16 protein-coding genes are annotated in these 17,823 nt (G+C 49.2%); 6 read left to right on the top strand and 10 right to left on the bottom strand.

Annotated elements, in window-relative coordinates; genetic code table 11:
* Window positions 1-12: 12 nt before the first annotated feature.
* The 10 genes from rimO to uxuA all read right to left on the bottom strand — a co-directional run bounded on the left by rimO (window position 13) and on the right by uxuA (window position 10,734).
* A complete protein-coding gene (gene rimO, locus ST42_RS03895; RefSeq protein ID WP_044072396.1) occupies window positions 13-1,353 on the bottom strand; it encodes a 30S ribosomal protein S12 methylthiotransferase RimO in 1,341 nt (446 codons plus the stop codon).
* Window positions 1,350-2,303 carry a signal recognition particle-docking protein FtsY gene (gene ftsY, locus ST42_RS03890; RefSeq protein ID WP_022316483.1) on the bottom strand — a complete coding sequence of 318 codons (954 nt, stop codon included), beginning with the start codon at window positions 2,301-2,303 and terminating at the stop codon, window positions 1,350-1,352. Before ftsY ends, rimO begins: the two co-directional genes overlap by 4 nt.
* A 129-nt stretch (window positions 2,304-2,432) precedes the next feature.
* Entirely contained in the window at window positions 2,433-2,588 is a 156-nt protein-coding gene (locus tag ST42_RS13425; protein ID WP_022316484.1) for a DUF4295 domain-containing protein, read from the bottom strand.
* 21 nt (window positions 2,589-2,609) lie between these two features.
* A complete protein-coding gene (gene rpmG, locus ST42_RS03885) occupies window positions 2,610-2,798 on the bottom strand; it encodes a 50S ribosomal protein L33 (RefSeq protein WP_022316485.1) in 189 nt (62 codons plus the stop codon).
* Between the two features lie 4 nt (window positions 2,799-2,802).
* Window positions 2,803-3,066, bottom strand: a complete 264-nt coding sequence (rpmB, locus tag ST42_RS03880) for a 50S ribosomal protein L28 (RefSeq protein WP_022316486.1) — start codon at window positions 3,064-3,066, stop codon at window positions 2,803-2,805.
* 286 nt (window positions 3,067-3,352) lie between these two features.
* Entirely contained in the window at window positions 3,353-4,012 is a 660-nt protein-coding gene (locus ST42_RS03875; RefSeq protein WP_022316487.1) for an MgtC/SapB family protein, read from the bottom strand.
* A 307-nt stretch (window positions 4,013-4,319) separates the two neighbouring features.
* Entirely contained in the window at window positions 4,320-6,068 is a 1,749-nt protein-coding gene (locus ST42_RS03870; RefSeq protein ID WP_042519658.1) for a phospho-sugar mutase, read from the bottom strand.
* 877 nt (window positions 6,069-6,945) lie between these two features.
* Window positions 6,946-8,427, bottom strand: a complete 1,482-nt coding sequence (locus ST42_RS03865; RefSeq protein WP_022316490.1) for a tagaturonate reductase — start codon at window positions 8,425-8,427, stop codon at window positions 6,946-6,948.
* A 176-nt stretch (window positions 8,428-8,603) separates the two neighbouring features.
* Window positions 8,604-9,416 (bottom strand): SDR family oxidoreductase, encoded by an 813-nt coding sequence (locus tag ST42_RS03860; protein ID WP_022316491.1) that lies wholly within the window; start codon window positions 9,414-9,416, stop codon window positions 8,604-8,606.
* Between the two features lie 97 nt (window positions 9,417-9,513).
* A complete protein-coding gene (gene uxuA / locus ST42_RS03855; RefSeq protein ID WP_022316492.1) occupies window positions 9,514-10,734 on the bottom strand; it encodes a mannonate dehydratase in 1,221 nt (406 codons plus the stop codon).
* 240 nt (window positions 10,735-10,974) lie between these two features.
* Between uxuA and ST42_RS03850 the strand changes: the two genes are divergently transcribed.
* The 6 genes from ST42_RS03850 to ST42_RS03825 all read left to right on the top strand — a co-directional run bounded on the left by ST42_RS03850 (window position 10,975) and on the right by ST42_RS03825 (window position 17,822).
* Window positions 10,975-11,367 (top strand): DUF1573 domain-containing protein, encoded by a 393-nt coding sequence (locus tag ST42_RS03850; protein ID WP_022316493.1) that lies wholly within the window; start codon window positions 10,975-10,977, stop codon window positions 11,365-11,367.
* 42 nt (window positions 11,368-11,409) lie between these two features.
* A complete protein-coding gene (locus ST42_RS03845) occupies window positions 11,410-12,687 on the top strand; it encodes a DUF3078 domain-containing protein (protein WP_044072394.1) in 1,278 nt (425 codons plus the stop codon).
* A 240-nt stretch (window positions 12,688-12,927) separates the two neighbouring features.
* Complete coding sequence (locus ST42_RS03840) at window positions 12,928-13,707, top strand: DUF3987 domain-containing protein (protein ID WP_044072392.1); 780 nt, start codon at window positions 12,928-12,930, stop codon at window positions 13,705-13,707.
* Between the two features lie 212 nt (window positions 13,708-13,919).
* On the top strand, window positions 13,920-14,171 hold the full coding sequence (locus ST42_RS03835; RefSeq protein WP_022316997.1) for a hypothetical protein: 252 nt from the start codon (window positions 13,920-13,922) through the stop codon (window positions 14,169-14,171).
* Window positions 14,168-16,474, top strand: a complete 2,307-nt coding sequence (locus ST42_RS03830) for a putative porin (RefSeq protein WP_044072390.1) — start codon at window positions 14,168-14,170, stop codon at window positions 16,472-16,474. The genes ST42_RS03835 and ST42_RS03830 overlap by 4 nt, the downstream gene beginning before the upstream one ends.
* Window positions 16,475-16,616: 142 nt before the next feature.
* The gene (locus tag ST42_RS03825) at window positions 16,617-17,822 is read left to right on the top strand and encodes a pyridoxal phosphate-dependent aminotransferase (protein WP_044072389.1); all 1,206 of its coding nucleotides are present in this window, start codon (window positions 16,617-16,619) and stop codon (window positions 17,820-17,822) included.
* Window position 17,823: the final 1 nt, after the last annotated feature.

Below are 17,823 nucleotides of genomic sequence, written 5' to 3'. Positions count from 1 at the left end.
CCTTATACACATTTATGCCCTTCCCAATACGGTGGCATATACATCAAACTCTTCAGAACCGGTGATTTCGACAATATAGAATCCTCCGATTTCCAATTCCATCCCGTCATGGGCCTCGATAAGAACCTCCGGGTCAACCTCTGGTGAGGAGTATTCGCTGCGCGCAATGTAATAATCACCTTCCCTGCGGTCTACAATAACTTTCAGTTCTTTTCCGATTTTCTCAGCTTCGAGCTCAGCACTTATACGCTCCTGCACACGCATAAGTCTGTCAAGACGGCATTGTTTCACGTCGTATGGAACGTCATCTTTATAATGCTCTGCACTATATGTACCTTCTTCCTCAGAATATGCAAAGGCTCCCATTCGTTCGAATCTTGCCCATTTCACGAACTTCACCAGCTCGTCAAAATCCTCATCGGTCTCGCCTGGGAATCCCACCATCAACGTAGTACGGATGCAAATCCCTGGAACAGCCTCTCTGAGTTTCTCAATCAGTTTGTATGTTTCCTGGCTTGACGTGTTGCGCCGCATCGCAGTCAGCATATGGTCAGAGACGTGCTGCAAAGCGATGTCGAGGTAATTGCAGACATTATCGTGGCTTCTAATTACATCCAACAATTCAAACGGGAAGTTGTTAGGATAGGCATAATGCAATCGTATCCATTCCACTCCCTCAACATTTGCCATTCTCTCCACTAGTTCAGCGATGCTTTGCCTGCCATAGAGGTCCACTCCATAATACGTAAGTTCCTGAGCGATAATCTGGAACTCTTTCACACCCTCCTTGACGAGAGTCTCCATCTCTGCAATTATATCTTCCATTGGGCGGCTCTTGTGCTTTCCTGTGATGATAGGTATGGCACAATACGCACAATGACGGTCACATCCCTCACTGATTTTTATGTATGAATAATGAGCTGGTGTGGTCTTTTGTTTAAATGATCCGTCCGCACATGACGATACGGTTGCTTTCTCGCAGACAAATCCCTTTGCGGCTCCCAAATCATCAATCAGATCCTTGAAGTCGAATTTGCCATAAAACTTGTCCACCTGTGGAATTTCCGCAGACAATTCTTCTCTGTAACGCTGTGACAAGCAACCCATTACAAACAATTTATCAAGCAAGCCTTCATCCTTAGCTTGAGCGAATCGGAGAATCATCTCTATGCTCTCCTCTTTTGCGTCGCCTATAAATCCGCATGTATTTATTATAGCAATCTCTCCCTCAGGATGGTCGCAGTCATGGGTACATGTGTAACCGATTCTCTTGAACCGTCGCATCAGGGACTCCGTATCAACAAGATTTTTGGAGCACCCCATGGTTATGAAATCTATCTGATTGCGTATCACTTGTCTGTATCGAATAATGAGTCTACGAATTGTTTCTTGTCAAAAATCTGAAGGTCGTCAACACCCTCTCCGAGTCCTATGTATTTCACTGGCACTTTGAGCTGGTCTGATATTCCTATCACTACGCCGCCCTTTGCAGTACCATCGAGTTTCGTTATGGCCAGGCTCGTAATCTGAGTAACGGCAGCAAACTGTTTTGCCTGCTCAAAGGCGTTCTGTCCTGTAGAGCCGTCGAGCACGAGCATCACCTCGTCCGGTGCGGTCGGTATGAGTTTCTTCAGCACATCCTTTATTTTCTTCAGCTCGTTCATTAGTCCCACCTTGTTGTGTAGCCTTCCTGCCGTGTCAATAAGCACCACGTCAGCATCATTAGCCATAGCAGAGCTTAACGTGTCGTAAGCTACGCTTGCAGGGTCTGCACCCATCTGTTGTTTTACTACAGGCACTCCGACTCTCTCTCCCCAGATGCACAACTGCTCTACGGCAGCAGCCCTGAACGTGTCGGCCGCTCCGAGATAGACTTTCTTTCCTGCGTTTTTGAACTGTTTTGCGAGTTTTCCGATTGTCGTGGTCTTCCCCACTCCATTCACTCCGACAACGAGCACGACGTATGGTTTGCGACCCTCCGGCAGGTTCCAGTCCGTCACATCATTGCTGTCATCGAGGAGCTTTGATATTTCATCTCTCAGAATACCGTTCAGCTCAGAGGTGGAGACATACTTGTCTCTTGCCACACGCTCCTCTATACTGTTTATTATTTTGATGGTAGTGTCTACCCCCACGTCGGAAGTTATCAACACTTCCTCCAGGTCGTCAAGCACTTCGTCATCAACCTTAGATTTGCCTGCCACCACATGAGCGAGTTTTGAGAACACGCTCTGTTTTGTTTTTTCGAGTCCTTTGTCAAGGGTCTCTTTATTTTTCTTTGTGAATAGTCCGAAAAATCCCATAATGATATTTTATATTATGCTACAAAATTACGCAAAAAAGCTCATTTCCACAAATAAAAAACCAACAAGCTAACGAAAAAAGGGCTGCAACCTGTAATTGCAGCCCTTAATATCATTTAAGAGATAGATTTATTTGAAGAAATCTTTCACAGCCTCATTGGGAACCATACGCTCATCGAAACAATAGGCACCTGTCTTGGGGCTCTTTACCATCTTTATAACCTTTGTATATGCGCGACCATCGTTTGAACCATCACGAAGGGTGGCGACTGCTTTCTTTGCCATTTTCTAATGTATTTTATTAGATTATTTAATTTCTTTGTGGAGAGTCATTCTCTTGAGAATAGGATTGTATTTCTTCAGCTCCATTCTCTCAGGAGTGTTCTTGCGGTTCTTGGTCGTTACGTAACGACTTGTTCCCGGCATTCCGCTCTCTTTCATCTCAGTGCATTCAAGGATTACCTGAACGCGGTTGCCTTTAGCCTTCTTTGCCATTGTATTATTCTCCTATAACTTTTATATCTTTCCAATCACAATAGCCCTTAGATACAGCCATCTTGAGAGCTGCATCGAGACCAGCCTTGTTAATCAGACGAAGACCTGCAGCACTAATCTTCAGACTAATCCAGCACTGCTCTTCTACATAATAGAATTTCTTATTAAACAGATTTACGTCAAAGCTGCGCTTTGTGCGATGCTTTGAGTGGGATACGTTATTACCCATCTGGGCTTTCTTTCCCGTGATTTGACAAATTTTAGACATTTCTATCTACGTTTTTTGTTGTTTCCTTTTGATACTTATTCCAAACAGGGTGCAAAATTACAAACTTTTTCCGATTTAGCAAAGTTTTCCTACTTCACAGTTATTAAATTAAGTTTTTTTTACGTTTAAACGCTGCTAATCCATAACTATTCAAGTTATCAAGCGATTATAACCATCTGACCGGAATAGTGTCATCAAAATATAATGGACAAAGTATATGTCAATATCAGTAGATTGCAGCGCTCCAACTTACTCTTTCAAGCCTGTGCATCACAGGCAAGGAGAATTACACCTCTACCGCGGATATCGTAACGTCGGTAAACTGGTCCATATAATCTATGACGCGTAGTTTGTCGTTCGACCCACGCTTTACTTTAAGGTGAAGGTTTGCCTCTAGGAATTCTCCCTGTGATGTACGCCGCTCCTTTATCTCATACGACCTCACGTCCATGCCGTCGTGCCGCATTTTTGCTATAAGCTGTCGGATGCTTTCTATCGAAGGTGCGGAAAAGGACAGATCAACCACCGTAGAGCCGAGTTGCGGAATCAGGGCATTTATCACTTCGAGACCGAACAACACCATTACCGTGGCAATGGTGGCGGCCAGATACATTCCCGTACCACAAGCCAGTCCTATGGCCGCCGTCACCCACAAGCCGGCTGCCGTTGTGAGTCCGCGCACCACGTTTTTCTGAAAGATGATTGTTCCTGCTCCAAGGAATCCGATGCCCGACACGACCTGCGCCGCCACACGTGATGAATCCTTCAGGTCGAAGCCGAAACCGAACTGCGACACCACGCAAAACAGCGCACTACCCAACGCCACGAGGAAATGGGTGCGGAATCCTGCCTCCTTGGCTCTATACTCCCGCTCTATGCCTATCGCTCCTCCCAGCACAAGGGCGAGCGAAAGACGGATGGTCAAATCTACATATGAAGCTTCCATAGCTAATATCAAGAGTTTATCAAATCAAAGCCTGCCACAATCGACATGGCGAGCATCCAGATGCAAATTTACTAATAATCGGGAACAATACAAACTTTCATGACGTGAAAAAGAACGACACGGTCGAAAAGCGAATCGAAAAAAATGCGTTTCCATCGGCAGGCTGCCAGAGGTTGCTGTTGTCAGAATACCCGATGAAATCAAGCAAAAGCCAATATGTGGCCGAGCATCAAGCATAACCGCATATTGGCTTAAACCATTATATTTCACAATTGTCTGCAGGATTTCGCCTGCAAGTATTGTTCTGTCAATCCAGTCCGAGAGATTTCTTGATTGCCTCTATCTTTTCGTCGGCAGCCTTGCTGCAGCGCTGGTAGCATCCAGCACACTTCATCGTGTCTTTAACTTCAAGATAGAATTTGATTTTAGGCTCTGTGCCGGAAGGACGGACGCTGACCTTTGTCTTGTCGTCGCAGAACCACTGGAGCACGTTGCTTGTGGTCGGCATATCGAGTTTCTCCACGGTTCCGTCTGCCTTCTTTGCCTCCAGTGTCTTGTAGTCTTTCCAGAGCACCACCTTGCTACCTCCGAGCTCTTTAGGAGGATTGTTGCGGAAGTTCTCCATCATCTGCTTGATTTCATCGGCTCCGCTCTTTCCCGGGCGAACCACATTGACTGTGAATTCCTTTGAGAATCCGTATTCGAGATATATCTGCATGAGCAGGTCGTAGAGCGTCTTGCCCTGGTCTTTTGCCCATGCTGCGATTTCACAGATGAGGCATATTGAAGCAGGAGCGTCCTTGTCTCTCACCTTGTCGTAAGGCAGGAATCCGAAGCTTTCCTCTCCTCCTCCGATATAGTCTTGCTTGCCCTCAGAGATGGCTATTTCGCGTGCAATCCACTTGAATCCGGTGTAGCAGTCTCTGAGTTCCACATTGTTCTTCTTTGCTATCTCGGCGATGACTTCTGTCGTCACAATAGTCTTCACGAGATAGTCTGTAGGCTTCAGCTTGCCCAGTTTCTTCTTGTTTTCTATGATGTAGTAGCAGAACATCATGCAAGTCTGGTTTCCGTTGATGATCACCCACTCTCCCTTGTCGTCGCGGCATACTATAGCGAGGCGGTCGGCATCAGGGTCGGTGGCCACCACGAGGTCGGCATTGAGCTTTGTTCCGAGTTTCATTCCTAGAGTCATGGCCTCGGAATTCTCCGGGTTTGGCGACACTACAGTGGGGAAGTTTCCGTCTACCACCATCTGCTCCGGCACGACGTTGATATTCTGGAATCCCCATGAGCGCAGGCAGAGAGGCACAATCACCCTACCCGTTCCGTGCATTGGCGAGTATACGATATTGAGGTCTTTCTGTCGGTTGATGACGTCCTGGTCAATCATTGCCGTGTGAACAGCCTGCATGTAGTCATAGTCCATTTCTCCGCCGATTATCTTGATGAGATCTTTGTTGGCTTCTGCCTTCACGTCTTCCATCTTCACTTTGTTCACCTCTTCGATGATTCCTGTGTCGTGTGGCGAGAGCACCTGTGCTCCGTCGCTCCAGTAAGCCTTGTATCCGTTGTACTCTTTAGGGTTGTGGGATGCTGTCACATTCACTCCTGCCTTAGCTCCGAGCTTTCTTATGGCGAAAGATATTTCCGGTGTCGGGCGCAGGCTTTCGAAGAGGTAAACCTTTATACCGTTGGCTGAGAATATTGCCGCCACGGTCTCGGCAAAGAGTCTGGAATTGTTTCTGCAGTCGTGGCCTACCACCACGCTCAGTCCCTCTTCGCCGGGGAATGCTTTCAGGATATAGTTTGCGAATCCCTGTGTCGCCATTCCTACAATATACTTGTTCATGCGGTTTGTTCCGGCTCCCATGATGCCTCTCAGCCCGCCTGTACCGAATTCCAGGTTCTGATAGAAAGCGTCAATCAGCGCCGATTTGTCTTCAGCGTCGAGCATAGCCTTGACTTCTGTGCGTGTTTCTTCGTCGAAAGCCGGAGAAAGCCACTGCTTGGCTCTCTCTTCACACAATGCGATGAGTTCTTTGCTATTTTCCATAATTGCTATTTTGTTTTAGATTATTGTTTTTAGACTGTCTGAAAGTTGCCGTCTCCGAAGAGTGGCGGTAAACATGCCCATTGCAAAGATAGTGCATTTTATCCAAGTAGAAAAACAATTATGCATGCAATATTAAAAAAAAATGCAAAAAGAAAGGGCGCCCCGCATTTCTGCGAAACACCCGGGATGCATCATAGTATATAAAGGTTAGTTTCGTTAAGGCAGCCCAACGCTTGTCCTTGGGGCGTCGTCATACGATTCCCTGTTCCGTCATCGCCTTTGCCACCTTCAGGAAAACCAGCCGTTCGATGATATTGGGCCTGTCGAACTCAGGACGCTTGTTATATGCTTGGTTACTGAAAAAAATCTCACTTATATATATGTAGTCATGTTTTTTATAGTGCAAAGATACACTAAATACCCAAAACACCAAACATTCTTCAAGTATTTCATGGCAATCAACATGAAAGCGTAAGTATATTTGACTGATTTGATAAATTAATTTACAAAGTGCCTTGACAACGTGCCATTTTTCAACTAACCGACGCTAAGAGAAACAGAATAAACTGATTTGACATACAAACAGACGGGGTAAACAAACTGGCGGGAATCAAGACATGAAAAACGCCAGAGAGAGAATAACCAGAGGGCAATGGATAGAAGTAGCCAAGAGACCACCGTAGAGCAGGGACCAGCAGACAACTGACAGAAGAAATAAACAAGCTGGGGGAGAGGACCAGCCAAAGGGGTATTTACGAAAAAAGGACGAGGGGCAAAATAAACGCCCTTCGTCCTTATAGCAAATATCAATTTTCCATGACAGACCCCACTGTCGCTTGCGCCTGCATGGCACGTCTGTCAGAATCCTTTATCATTCTTACAGAATAGTCTTCACAGCCTCGAGCATACCCTTCTCCTGGATGAGGTCGAGGTCTTTCTTCACGAGCTCTGCAAGTCCTGGAACTGTCTTGTTCAGGTCCTCATGCCAGATGTAGTCGAATGCGAGCACGCCTTCAGCCACCTTCTGTGTGTCACCAGTAGCCCAGAGCTCCTGCAGCTTCTCGATTATCTTAGCGTCATCGTTTGGCTTGATTTCTGCTCCGTCTTCGCGCACTCCACCTTTATAATATGTGATGATGGCAGCCAGACCGAACACGAGTCCCTGTGGGAGTTCTCCCTTTCGTTCGAGGTAAACCTTCACTCCTGGCAGGTCGCGTGTCTCATACTTAGGGAATGAGTTAAGCATGATGCTTGTCACCTGGTGGTCAACGAATGGATTCTCAAAGCGCTCCAGCACGTCAGATGCGAACTGCTGCAGCTCGTCCATAGGCAGGTTTAGAGTCTGCATGAGTTCTTCAAACTGCACTTTGTGTATATACTTGCCGAGCACAGGATGCTCGCAAGCGTCGCGCACGATATTCACTCCGCTCAGATAAGTTACAGGGCTCAACACGGTGTGAGGGCCGTTGAGCAATGTCACCTTGCGCTCGTGGTATGGTTTCTCGTTGTCTGTGATGAGCACGTGGAGTCCAGCCTTGTCTGCCGGGAATTCTTCCTTCATCTGCTCCACGGTCATGTTCTCTGCCTTCTCGATTACCCAGAGGTGGAAGCTCTCAGCCTTCACCACGAGGTTGTCCTTGTAGCAAACCTTCTGCTGGATTTCGTTGATGGTATCGCGTGGGAAACCAGGCACGATACGGTCTACGAGTGTTGCGCATACGAAGCAATGGTCGGTAAACCAAGCTTTGAATCCCTCGTAGTCTGCACCCATGTCCTCTTTCCAGAGTTCGATATACTGGTAGATGCATTCCTTGAGATGGTGTCCGTTGAGGAAGATGAGCTCGCAAGGCATGAGAATCATTCCCTTTGATGGGTCTCCGTCGAAGAACTTATATCTGTGGAAGAGCAGCTGCACGAGCTTGCCTGGATATGAAGATGCAGGAGCGTCGGTGAATTTGCAGCTGTCGTCGAAGGCTATACCTGCCTCTGTGGTGTTCGAGATGATGAATCTCATCTCCGGCTGCTCAGCGAGAGCCATGAAAGCCTGGTTCTGTGAGTATGGGTTGAGGGCGCGACTGATCACGTCGATGCGCTCGAGTGTGTTTACCGGCTGTCCGTTTTCCTTTCCCTGAAGGTTCACGTGATAGAGGCAGTCCTGACCGTTGAGCCAGTCCACCATGCCGCCTGCCAATGGCTGAACCACTACTACAGAGCCGTTGAAGTCTGTCTTCTGGTTCATCTTCCATACGATCCAATCAACAAACGCACGGAGGAAGTTTCCTTCGCCGAACTGGATGATTTTCTCTGGCATTACACTTTTTGGTGCAGTCCTTTTGTTTAAAGCTTGCAATTTCTTCATGATTTGTATTTAGTTAATTGATTATTAGTTTCAGATTAATTGCCGGTTTCAGCTATTCTTCTTTGAAATCCTTTGCAAATTTAATGTTTTTATAATTGAGCCGACATGGATTTGCAATCTTTTCGTCGAAAAAAATACGAAAAGGTTTGCGCAATCCATGCCGGTCGGCCTTGTCGTTACATGGCAAACACGTTGAAGCCTCCGTCTACCACGGCTACCGTGCCCGTGACGAACTTCGCCGCATCGCTCATCAGATAGTGTATCGTGCCGCAGAGCTCCTCGGGGTCGCCCATTCTTCCGAATGGAGTCTGATGTATCACGTCTCTGCCTCGCTGCGTGTATGTTCCGTCGGGATTGGTGAGCAGGTTGCGGTTCTGCTCCGTGATGAAGAATCCCGGGGCTATGGCGTTCACTCGTATTCCCTCTCCGAATTTCTTTGCGCATTCAGTTGCCATGAATTCGGTGAAGTTGCTGATACCCGCCTTTGCAGCTGCATATCCGCAGACGCGTGTGATTGGTCTGAAGGCTGCCATCGACGAGAAGTTGATGATGGAGCCCTTTCCCTGCTTCACCATCGGCTCGAGGAACACCTGTGTAGGTATGACGGTTCCCGTGAGGTTCAGTTCCAGCACTTTCTGGAAGTCTTCCACCTCGAGGTCGAAGAAGTTTCCTTCTGGCGCTATCACGGCTCCTGCCATGTTTCCTCCTGCGGCATTGAGCAGCGTGTCGATCCTTCCGTATTTTTCGAGGATGTCCTTGCAGTTCTGCTTCACGGTCTGCTGACACATCACGTCGGTCTTCATGAATTCACAATGTCCTCCCTCTGCCGTAATGTCGGCAACGATTTCGGCTCCCACATTTTCCTTTCTGCCGAGGATTATCACTTTCGCGCCTTCTTTGGCGAGATATTTTGCTATGGTGCGTCCGAGCACTCCCGTGCCTCCTGTTATGACCACCACATAGTCTTTGATGTCAAATAGTTTGTTCATGCCTTTGTCGTATTTTATGCTCCAGGCGCCATTACGGCCGGTCTGGAGCTTGATTTGATATAATGATAAGAAATGTCTTAGTTTCCGCTGCTGCGGTTTACCACAATCCCGGCTGTCGGTATTCCTTCCCGAGCTCTCTGTCAACGGTTGCTATGATTCCCTGCACCTGTCCCATGGCGAACATCCGTCCCAGGAAGCTGTATCCGGCGTTGTAGCCCCGGTTTTCGTCACCGAGCATCGTCATTCCGTGGTCCACTCTCATCGGCAGCTTCCCGATGTTCGGGTTGCCGGAGCGTCTTGTCTCCTCTTTCTCGAAGATGCGCGCCAGTTCTATCAGGTCTGCGCGGCCTCCCAGATGCGAGGCTTCGGTAAAGTCGCCGTTGTCGAACACGTGGCATGAGCGCAGATGTACGAACCACGTGCGTGAACAGTATTTCCTTGCCAGTTCCACCACGTCGTTGTGTTGTCCTGCCGAGAGCGACCCTGCACAGAAGGTGAGCCCGTTGTGAGGATTGTCCACCGCCTCGAGAAACCACCTGATGTCCTCGTCAGAGGTCACGATTCTTGGCAGTCCGAGTATCGGGAATGGAGGGTCGTCGGGATGCACACACATATACATGTCATACTCCTCGCATGTTGGCATTATGGCATTGAGGAAGTATTTCATGTTCTCTCTGAGCTGCTCTTTGGTGATTCCCTTATACAGGTCGAGCAGCTGGCGGAAGAGCTCCACGGGATGTTCGTCGTCCTCCTTTATGTTTCCGCTCACGAAGCCCTGTGTCTTCACTATGATGTTCTCCACGAGCTTGTGGTTGTCTTCAGCGGTCATGGTCTGCTTCATCTTCTCCACCTCTGCCGCCACGTCCTGCCAGTCCTTCTCTGCCCCCTGGCGTTTCAGTATGCAGATGTCGAAGTAAGCAAATTCCGCCCTTGAGAAGAAGAGGTTCGTGGTGCCGTTAGGGTTGGGGTGGCTGAGGTCGGTCCTCGCCCAGTCGAGCACGGGCATGAAGTTGTAGCAGATAGTATGTATGCCCTCGAGCGAGAGGTTCTTCAGGCTCTCCTTGTAGTTTTCTATCAGCCGGTCGCGGTCATCTCCCGCATACTTTATGCTTTCCGACACAGGCAGGCTTTCCACCACCGACCACCTCATGCCGTAGCTTTCGATATATTCTCTGAGGTCTCTGATTTTCTCTCTTGTCCACACCTCTCCGTTTGGCACGTCATGAAGCGCGGTGACGATTCCTTCCACTCCTATCTGCCTGAGCATGTCGAGTGTTATCTTGTCGTTCTTGCCGAACCATCTCCAAGTTCTTTCCATTTTTTGATTATGTTTTAAATTTGCTGAATAGCTATTTTAATATTGGTCAAATAGCGTTTGTGTAAACCATGCCTGACATGGCTGATTATGCATTGCAAAGATAGTGCTTTATTTTCCAACTCCGCCCCGCGAGCCGTTAATAATAGTAAAAATAATGTATAAACTTTGTTCTCTCGAAAAGAAAAGATACCTTTGCATTACAAAACAATAATTCATTTAACAATAAAAACATTTAAAGAGATGAAAAAGCTATTGTTCACAACGATAATGTTGTTTGCGCTTGTCGCCACCGCCTTTGCCCAGAGCGACGCCAGAATAAGTTTTGATGCCACCACCTTCAACTTCGGCACGTTTCCCGAGTCAAAGCTGCAGACCCACGTGTTCACGTTCAAGAACACGGGCACGGCTCCACTCATCGTGAACCAGGCCGTGGCAAGCTGCGGATGCACCGTCGCCACATACACCAAGAAGCCCGTAGCTCCGGGCGAGAAAGGCGAGGTGAAGGTGACCTACAACGGCAAGGGCAAGTTTGAGGGCCACTTCAAGAAGAGCATCACCGTGAGGACAAACGGCACTCCGGAGCTGGTGCGCCTCTACATCGAGGGCAACATGACCACCGACGGAGCGAAATAACCCCCTCCGAAAGAGCAAACGCAAGCATACGATTACTTTTTTATGAATATCAGACACATCATTCTCCTTCTCTTCCTCGCCACCTGTGTGGGAGCTTCTGCCCAACACCCCTTCAAGACGAGAAAGAGCAAGGCGAAAGACACCCTTATAGTGAAAAGCTACGCCGACTCGCTGCTCTCGGCCAGGGAGAGGATATATGCCGCCCCCGACAGCTGCACAGAAGCCGACGGACGTCTCTTCCGCCTCTTCTCCCCCACAACATTCTATCATTCCGTGGCGGGCGACTATCTCGGCAGCACCCCCGTTGACGACCGCGACATGGCTATCGACATGGCGCTGATGAACGTCTACCTTAACAAGCCCCGGTTGGTCACAAAGAGTGAACGCTCGCTCAGGCGCATGGGCGAGATACACGAGGAGATGAAGACTCCAATAAGAAAAAAGGAGATGCTCGTGAGCAGAGCCGACGACGACGTGATAGACAACGCCGGCTTAGACCTTCCGCTGGAGATAATCGTGAAGAAACCGAACTTCTGGAAGTATCAGGGCGAATACTACCTGCAGATGCTCCAGAACTACGTGTCGTCAAACTGGTATAAGGGCGGCGAGAGCAACTACTCCATGGTGGCAAGCGCAATAATGCAGGCCAACTACAACAACAAGCAGAAAGTGAAGTTTGACAACAAGCTGGAGATGAAACTGGGCTTCCAGACATCGCGCGGCGACACTCTCCACAGCTTCAAGACCTCGGAAGACCTCATACGCTACACCGGACGACTCGGATTGCAGGCATCCAAGAAATGGTATTACTCACTGCAGCTCATCGCCTACACACAGTTCGCACGCGGATTCAAGAGCAACGACGCCACGGTATATTCCGACATCCTCTCGCCTCTCAACGTCAACGTGTCTGTCGGTATGGACTACAACGTGGTGTGGCTCAACAAACGCCTCACCGGAACCATACAGATGGCTCCGCTGGCATACAACTTCCGCTACGTGGGACGCAAGGCGCTCGCCACACGCTACGGACTGAAAGAGGGAGACCACACGCTCAACGACTTCGGTTCGGAATGCACGATAGACCTCACATGGGCTTTCGCGCCGAACGTCAAGTGGAAGACCCGCCTCTACGGCTACACCACCTACAAGCGAGCCGAACTGGAATGGGAAAACACGCTGATGTTCCAGTTCAACAAATACATATCCTCAAACGTCTTCGTCTATCCCCGTTTTGACGACGGCGCCAAGCGCGACAAAGACCACGGATACTGGCAGCTGAAAGAATATGCATCAATAGGATTCACGTATTCGTTCTGACAAAACGGGCTTGTGAGAGAAGAGGTTACACCCATCTGACAAGTTCCGGATACAACGGCACAGAAAGAGAAGACCCAATCGAGTAGGAGGTAAACACTTATCATAGGTGTTTATCTCCTACTCTCGTGTTTACCGGCCTTTCACACCACCGCACATGCGGTTCCGCATACGGCGGTTCCTATTTAGTGGTAAAATTTTCAATCCGGAAGAATATCCGGAACACAGAGCTACGACAACTGCATGAAAGGAAACAAGGGAGGAATCACTATCGCCACTTTCTTCCAGATGGCAAGAGATCTGGCAAATGTTGACCTCAAGGAGATGGCAAGGGAAAGAGGGAAAAGAGAGGAAGAAAGTACCAAAAGTACCAAAGTACCAAAGTACCATAAGAACAATATAAAATGTAATAAAAAAGATAATATATTGATATATAACGACTTAGACAAAAGTACCATACTCCATTGGAACTTTGGTACTTTGGGACTTTTGGGACTTTCTTGTAAAAACTTTTCCAACGGCTATACATTCTCCGACAAGTTGGATACGGAAGACCTCCCTCCCATACTCAAGAGAATCATGCAGCTACACGACGACGTGGTGAGCCGCGACAAGATGATAATCGGAACGCTGAACATCGTTTCGGGGATCATCGGAGCGGCAAGCGGAACGCCGGACATGCCCTCGGGAGTTTACGGACTATACGACGGCAGGAAAGTGTATGCTCCGTTATACAACATTCTCTTTGCCAATGCAGGTTCGTCAAAGGGCGACCTGAACTTCTGCCGACAGCTCGCCAAACCGCTGAAAGACGAGATGCGACGGGAATATGAGGGAAAGAAAATGGAATACGAAAGGCTGATGGCGGCATACGAGGCGAAACGGAAGCAGAAAGCGGCGGAACAGAAGCGCAAAACGGCGGGACAGAGAATGCAAACAACAGATTGGCTGGCCACAAAACACCTCTTTTTATATGAACAACAACAGCAGACGCCCCTACAAGTCATGCTAAACAAGAATTAACTAACCGACGGGGAATATATTTGTTTTTCTCAAAAATTATGCTTATCTTTGCATTATATAAAGAGCTGCAGAAAGCAGACCGGCGCCACGAGGCTGCACTTGTCATCCCACAACACCTCCAAAGCCCTGTATGCCATAGGAATACAGGAAGACAGGCAATCTCGATGGCTCAGGCATACAAACAACATTTCAAACATATTCCAATAAGCAATATGGACAATAATATAGTCAACAACGAAATCAACAACGAAACCGGCAACGGATTCCCCACCAGAAGGCACAGAAGAGCCCAAGGCAGGGGCAAGTTCTTCATGCTCAGAAACATCCTCAACATAATTTTCATCATAGGGGCAGTGGTCGGAATGCTCTGCTATTTCTTCAAGAACGAAGAGATTGGAATCGTGATCGTACTCGGAGCCATGGCCTTCAAAATGTGTGAATGCGTAATCAGACTGGTGAAATGAAATTGAAAAGAATACTCCCCGCACTTCTGCTCTCGTGCGCCTTCCTGACGGCACAGGCGCAAGATCTGCACAGGATAACTGACAACGACAACGCCACGGACGACCCGGCATACAACTTCGGAGGAAGGAAGGACTCGACGAAAGTGAAGGACAAGATAGTGCCCAAGGGACTGAGCGTGTGGACCGTGGACGAGAGATTCGGCGACAGGACTTCCTGCACGCCCGACACCGCCTCACACATGTTCATGAACACCATCTTCACCTCAGGACTCCGTGGCGAATACAACACCACGGGCAACCTGGGAGCCCCCCGCTACAACCGTATCTTCATAGACAACCCAACGGCAGGACAGTTCCTCTTCACACAGCCTTACAGCTTCTTCAACAAGCCCGTGGGCCAGTTCCTCTTCACCAACACCCTATCCCCCATCACAAACATCAGCTACAACGAGTGCGGCGACAGGTCGAACGGAGAAGATCACCTCAAGGCTCTCTTTGCCGTGAATGCCGGAAAAGACTTCGGGGCAGGCTTTAAGTTCGACTATATATACGGCCGCGGCTACTACCAGAACCAGAGTACCTCACACTTCAACTACTCCATGTATGCCTCATACCTCGGAGAGAGATACAACGCACACCTGCTCTTCTCGCTCAACCACCAGAAAGTGACGGAAAACGGAGGAATCACAGACGACCGCTATATAACCCATCCGGAGATGTTCGACGACGACTTCAGCGAGAACGAGATACCGACCGTGCTCGAGCAGAACTGGAACAGAAACGACAACCAGCACATCTTCTTCTCCCACCGCTACAACGTGGGCTTCAGCCGCAAGGTGAAAATGACCGAAAGCGAGATTCAGGCAAGGAAATTCGCCATCGAATCGAAGAAGGAAAACGAAGAAAGGGAAAACAACGGAGCTAAGGACGGCAGACTCTCACAAGGCAGGAGCAATGACGACAAGACATTCGGACGCCCCGAAAACTCCACCATAGCAGGCGACGAGCCCTACGAGGAGAAAAAAGGCAACCCGGCGGCTGACAGAATCACCGTGGACGGGAAGGCGGCAGCCGACAGTCTGGCAGCTCTGGAGGCTAAGAGGCGGCAGGAGGAGCAATGGATGAAAGATGAATACGTGCCTGTAACGAGCTTCATCCACACACTCAGCTTCGACAACTACAGGAGGATTTACCAGGCTTACCAGACACCAACAGACTTCTATGCCGACACCTATGACATGGACCTCAGACTGGGCGGCGACTCCATCTACGACAAGACGCGCCACTACTCGCTGAAGAACACCCTGGCGATTGCAATGCTCGAGGGATTCAACAAATGGGCAAAGGCAGGACTCAAGATATTCGCCACCTCGGAACTGCGCCATTTCTCGCTCCCCGCACCCACAATGGGCACCGACTCATACAACGAGCACAACCTGAGCATAGGGGCGCAGATGAACAAGACACATGGCAGCTTCCGCTTCAACGCCACGGCTGAGGCAACGCTCACAGGAACAGACGCAGGACAACTCAAGCTCAACGGACAGACCGACCTGAGGCTGCCGCTACTGGGCGACACGCTAAGAATCGACGCCAAGGCAGGAATGGAAAGACTTGTGCCCACGTTCTACTACAGGCACTATCACTCAAGACACCTGTGGTGGGACAAGACGCTTGACAAGGAAACGAGGGCCAACCTCGAGGGTGTGCTCACCTTCAGCCGCACAAAGACAAGGCTCAGAGTGGCGTTCAGCGACATCAAGAACTACACGTATTTCGCACAGCGATACACGATAACCGAAGGCTACGGACGCACGGGAAACACCGTGGAGCCGCTGCAGCACGCAGGAAACATAACGCTGCTCACCTTGCAGCTCGACCAGAACTTCAGGTTCGGACCCGTGTTCTGGGAGAACAACGTGACCTACCAGAAGTCGAGCAACCAGAACGTGCTGCCCGTGCCGGAGCTAAACCTCTACACCAACCTATATCTGAGATTCAAGATAGCGAAGGTGTTGAAGGTGGACCTCGGAGCTGACATGAGATATTTCACCAAATATTTCGCACCAGACTACAGTCCGGCACTCGGACAATTCACCATTCAGGACAACGGAGAGCAGAACGTGAAGACAGGCTCCTACCCCATCGTGAACGTTTATGCCAACATGCACCTGAAGCAGACTCGCTTCTTCATAATGATGAGCCACGTGAACGCAACTGACGGAAACGCCTTCCTCACACCACACTACCCCATCAACAAGAGGGTGCTGAGATTCGGACTCTCGTGGAACTTCTTCAACTAAGGAGTCTTGTAGTACTTCTTCAAACAAGAAGCCATGTGGAACTCACCTCAACCGGAATGTCCCGGTGAACGCCTCCAACCGGGAAGCTATACCCACACAGACACAATACGATAAAGAACAATAGAACAAAACAATACAACAAATGCCACAAATATCAGAACGCGGACTGGAAATGCCTGAGTCGCCAATCAGAAAGCTGGCGCCCCTGGCAGCAGACGCAAAAAAAAGAGGAATCAAAGTATACCACCTGAACATCGGACAGCCAGACCTGCCTACACCGCAAGTGGCAATCGACGCGATAAAACACGTGGACAGGAAGATACTGGAATACTCGCCCTCGCAGGGCTACCGAAGCTACAGGGAGAAACTCGTGGGCTACTACAGGAAATACGGCATCAGCGTGACGGCAGACGACATAATAGTGACCTGCGGAGGAAGCGAAGCCGTGCTGTTCGCCTTCATGTCGTGTCTGAACCCAGGCGACGAGATAATAGTGCCAGAACCGGCTTATGCCAATTACATGGCGTTCGCAATATCGGCAGGAGCCAAAATCAGAACCATAACCACCACAATAGAAGAAGGGTTCTGCCTGCCGAAAGTGGAGAAATTCGAAGAGCTCATAAACCCCAAGACAAGGGCAATACTGATCTGCAACCCCAACAACCCCACAGGCTATCTATACACACGCCGCGAAATGAACCAGATCAGAGACATGGTGAAGAAACACGACCTCTATCTCTTCTCCGACGAGGTGTACAGAGAATATATCTACACAGGGTCGCCATACATCAGCGCCTGCCATCTGGAGGGCATAGAGCAGAATGTGGTGCTGATAGACTCCGTGAGCAAGAGATACAGCGAGTGTGGCATCAGGATAGGAGCGCTGATAACGAAAAACAAGGAGGTGAGAAAGGCTGTGATGAAATTCTGTCAGGCGCGCCTCTCTCCGCCGCTGATAGGACAGATAGCGGCAGAAGCCTCGCTCGACGCGCCGGAGGAATACAGCCGCGACGTCTACGACGAATACGTGGAAAGGAGGAAATGCCTTATCGACGGACTGAATAGAATACCGGGAGTGTATTCTCCGATACCGATGGGAGCATTCTATACTGTGGCGAAACTGCCCGTGGACGACAGCGAGAAATTCTGCCGCTGGTGTCTGGAGGAGTTCAGCTACGAGAACGAAACCGTGATGATGGCTCCTGCAAGCGGATTCTACACCACACCCGGAGCCGGCAGAAACCAAGTGAGAATAGCTTACGTGCTCAACAAGGAGGACCTGAGAAAAGCATTGATATTATTACGCAAGGCACTGGAGCAATATCCGGGCCGGGCAGAAGATGATTGAA

Origin of the sequence: Prevotella pectinovora, from assembly GCF_000834015.1 — a bacterium.
GTDB classification, from domain to species: Bacteria; Bacteroidota; Bacteroidia; order Bacteroidales; family Bacteroidaceae; genus Prevotella; species Prevotella pectinovora.
The sequence above is the reverse complement of the archived record's forward strand: the minus strand, read 5'-3'. Positions and strand labels throughout refer to the sequence as shown.

What these genes read in the sequence shown, in the direction of transcription:
- ftsY (WP_022316483.1), bottom strand. Translation starts at nt 2,303, where the DNA reads ATGGGATTTTTCGGACTATTCACAAAGAAAAATAAAGAGACCCTTGAC.
- ST42_RS13425 (WP_022316484.1), bottom strand. Translation starts at nt 2,588, where the DNA reads ATGGCAAAGAAAGCAGTCGCCACCCTTCGTGATGGTTCAAACGATGGT.
- rpmG (WP_022316485.1), bottom strand. Translation starts at nt 2,798, where the DNA reads ATGGCAAAGAAGGCTAAAGGCAACCGCGTTCAGGTAATCCTTGAATGC.
- rpmB (WP_022316486.1), bottom strand. Translation starts at nt 3,066, where the DNA reads ATGTCTAAAATTTGTCAAATCACGGGAAAGAAAGCCCAGATGGGTAAT.
- ST42_RS03875 (WP_022316487.1), bottom strand. Translation starts at nt 4,012, where the DNA reads ATGGAAGCTTCATATGTAGATTTGACCATCCGTCTTTCGCTCGCCCTT.
- ST42_RS03870 (WP_042519658.1), bottom strand. Translation starts at nt 6,068, where the DNA reads ATGGAAAATAGCAAAGAACTCATCGCATTGTGTGAAGAGAGAGCCAAG.
- ST42_RS03865 (WP_022316490.1), bottom strand. Translation starts at nt 8,427, where the DNA reads ATGAAGAAATTGCAAGCTTTAAACAAAAGGACTGCACCAAAAAGTGTA.
- ST42_RS03860 (WP_022316491.1), bottom strand. Translation starts at nt 9,416, where the DNA reads ATGAACAAACTATTTGACATCAAAGACTATGTGGTGGTCATAACAGGA.
- uxuA (WP_022316492.1), bottom strand. Translation starts at nt 10,734, where the DNA reads ATGGAAAGAACTTGGAGATGGTTCGGCAAGAACGACAAGATAACACTC.
- ST42_RS03850 (WP_022316493.1), top strand. Translation starts at nt 10,975, where the DNA reads ATGAAAAAGCTATTGTTCACAACGATAATGTTGTTTGCGCTTGTCGCC.
- ST42_RS03845 (WP_044072394.1), top strand. Translation starts at nt 11,410, where the DNA reads ATGAATATCAGACACATCATTCTCCTTCTCTTCCTCGCCACCTGTGTG.
- ST42_RS03840 (WP_044072392.1), top strand. Translation starts at nt 12,928, where the DNA reads ATGAAAGGAAACAAGGGAGGAATCACTATCGCCACTTTCTTCCAGATG.
- ST42_RS03835 (WP_022316997.1), top strand. Translation starts at nt 13,920, where the DNA reads ATGGACAATAATATAGTCAACAACGAAATCAACAACGAAACCGGCAAC.
- ST42_RS03830 (WP_044072390.1), top strand. Translation starts at nt 14,168, where the DNA reads ATGAAATTGAAAAGAATACTCCCCGCACTTCTGCTCTCGTGCGCCTTC.
- ST42_RS03825 (WP_044072389.1), top strand. Translation starts at nt 16,617, where the DNA reads ATGCCACAAATATCAGAACGCGGACTGGAAATGCCTGAGTCGCCAATC.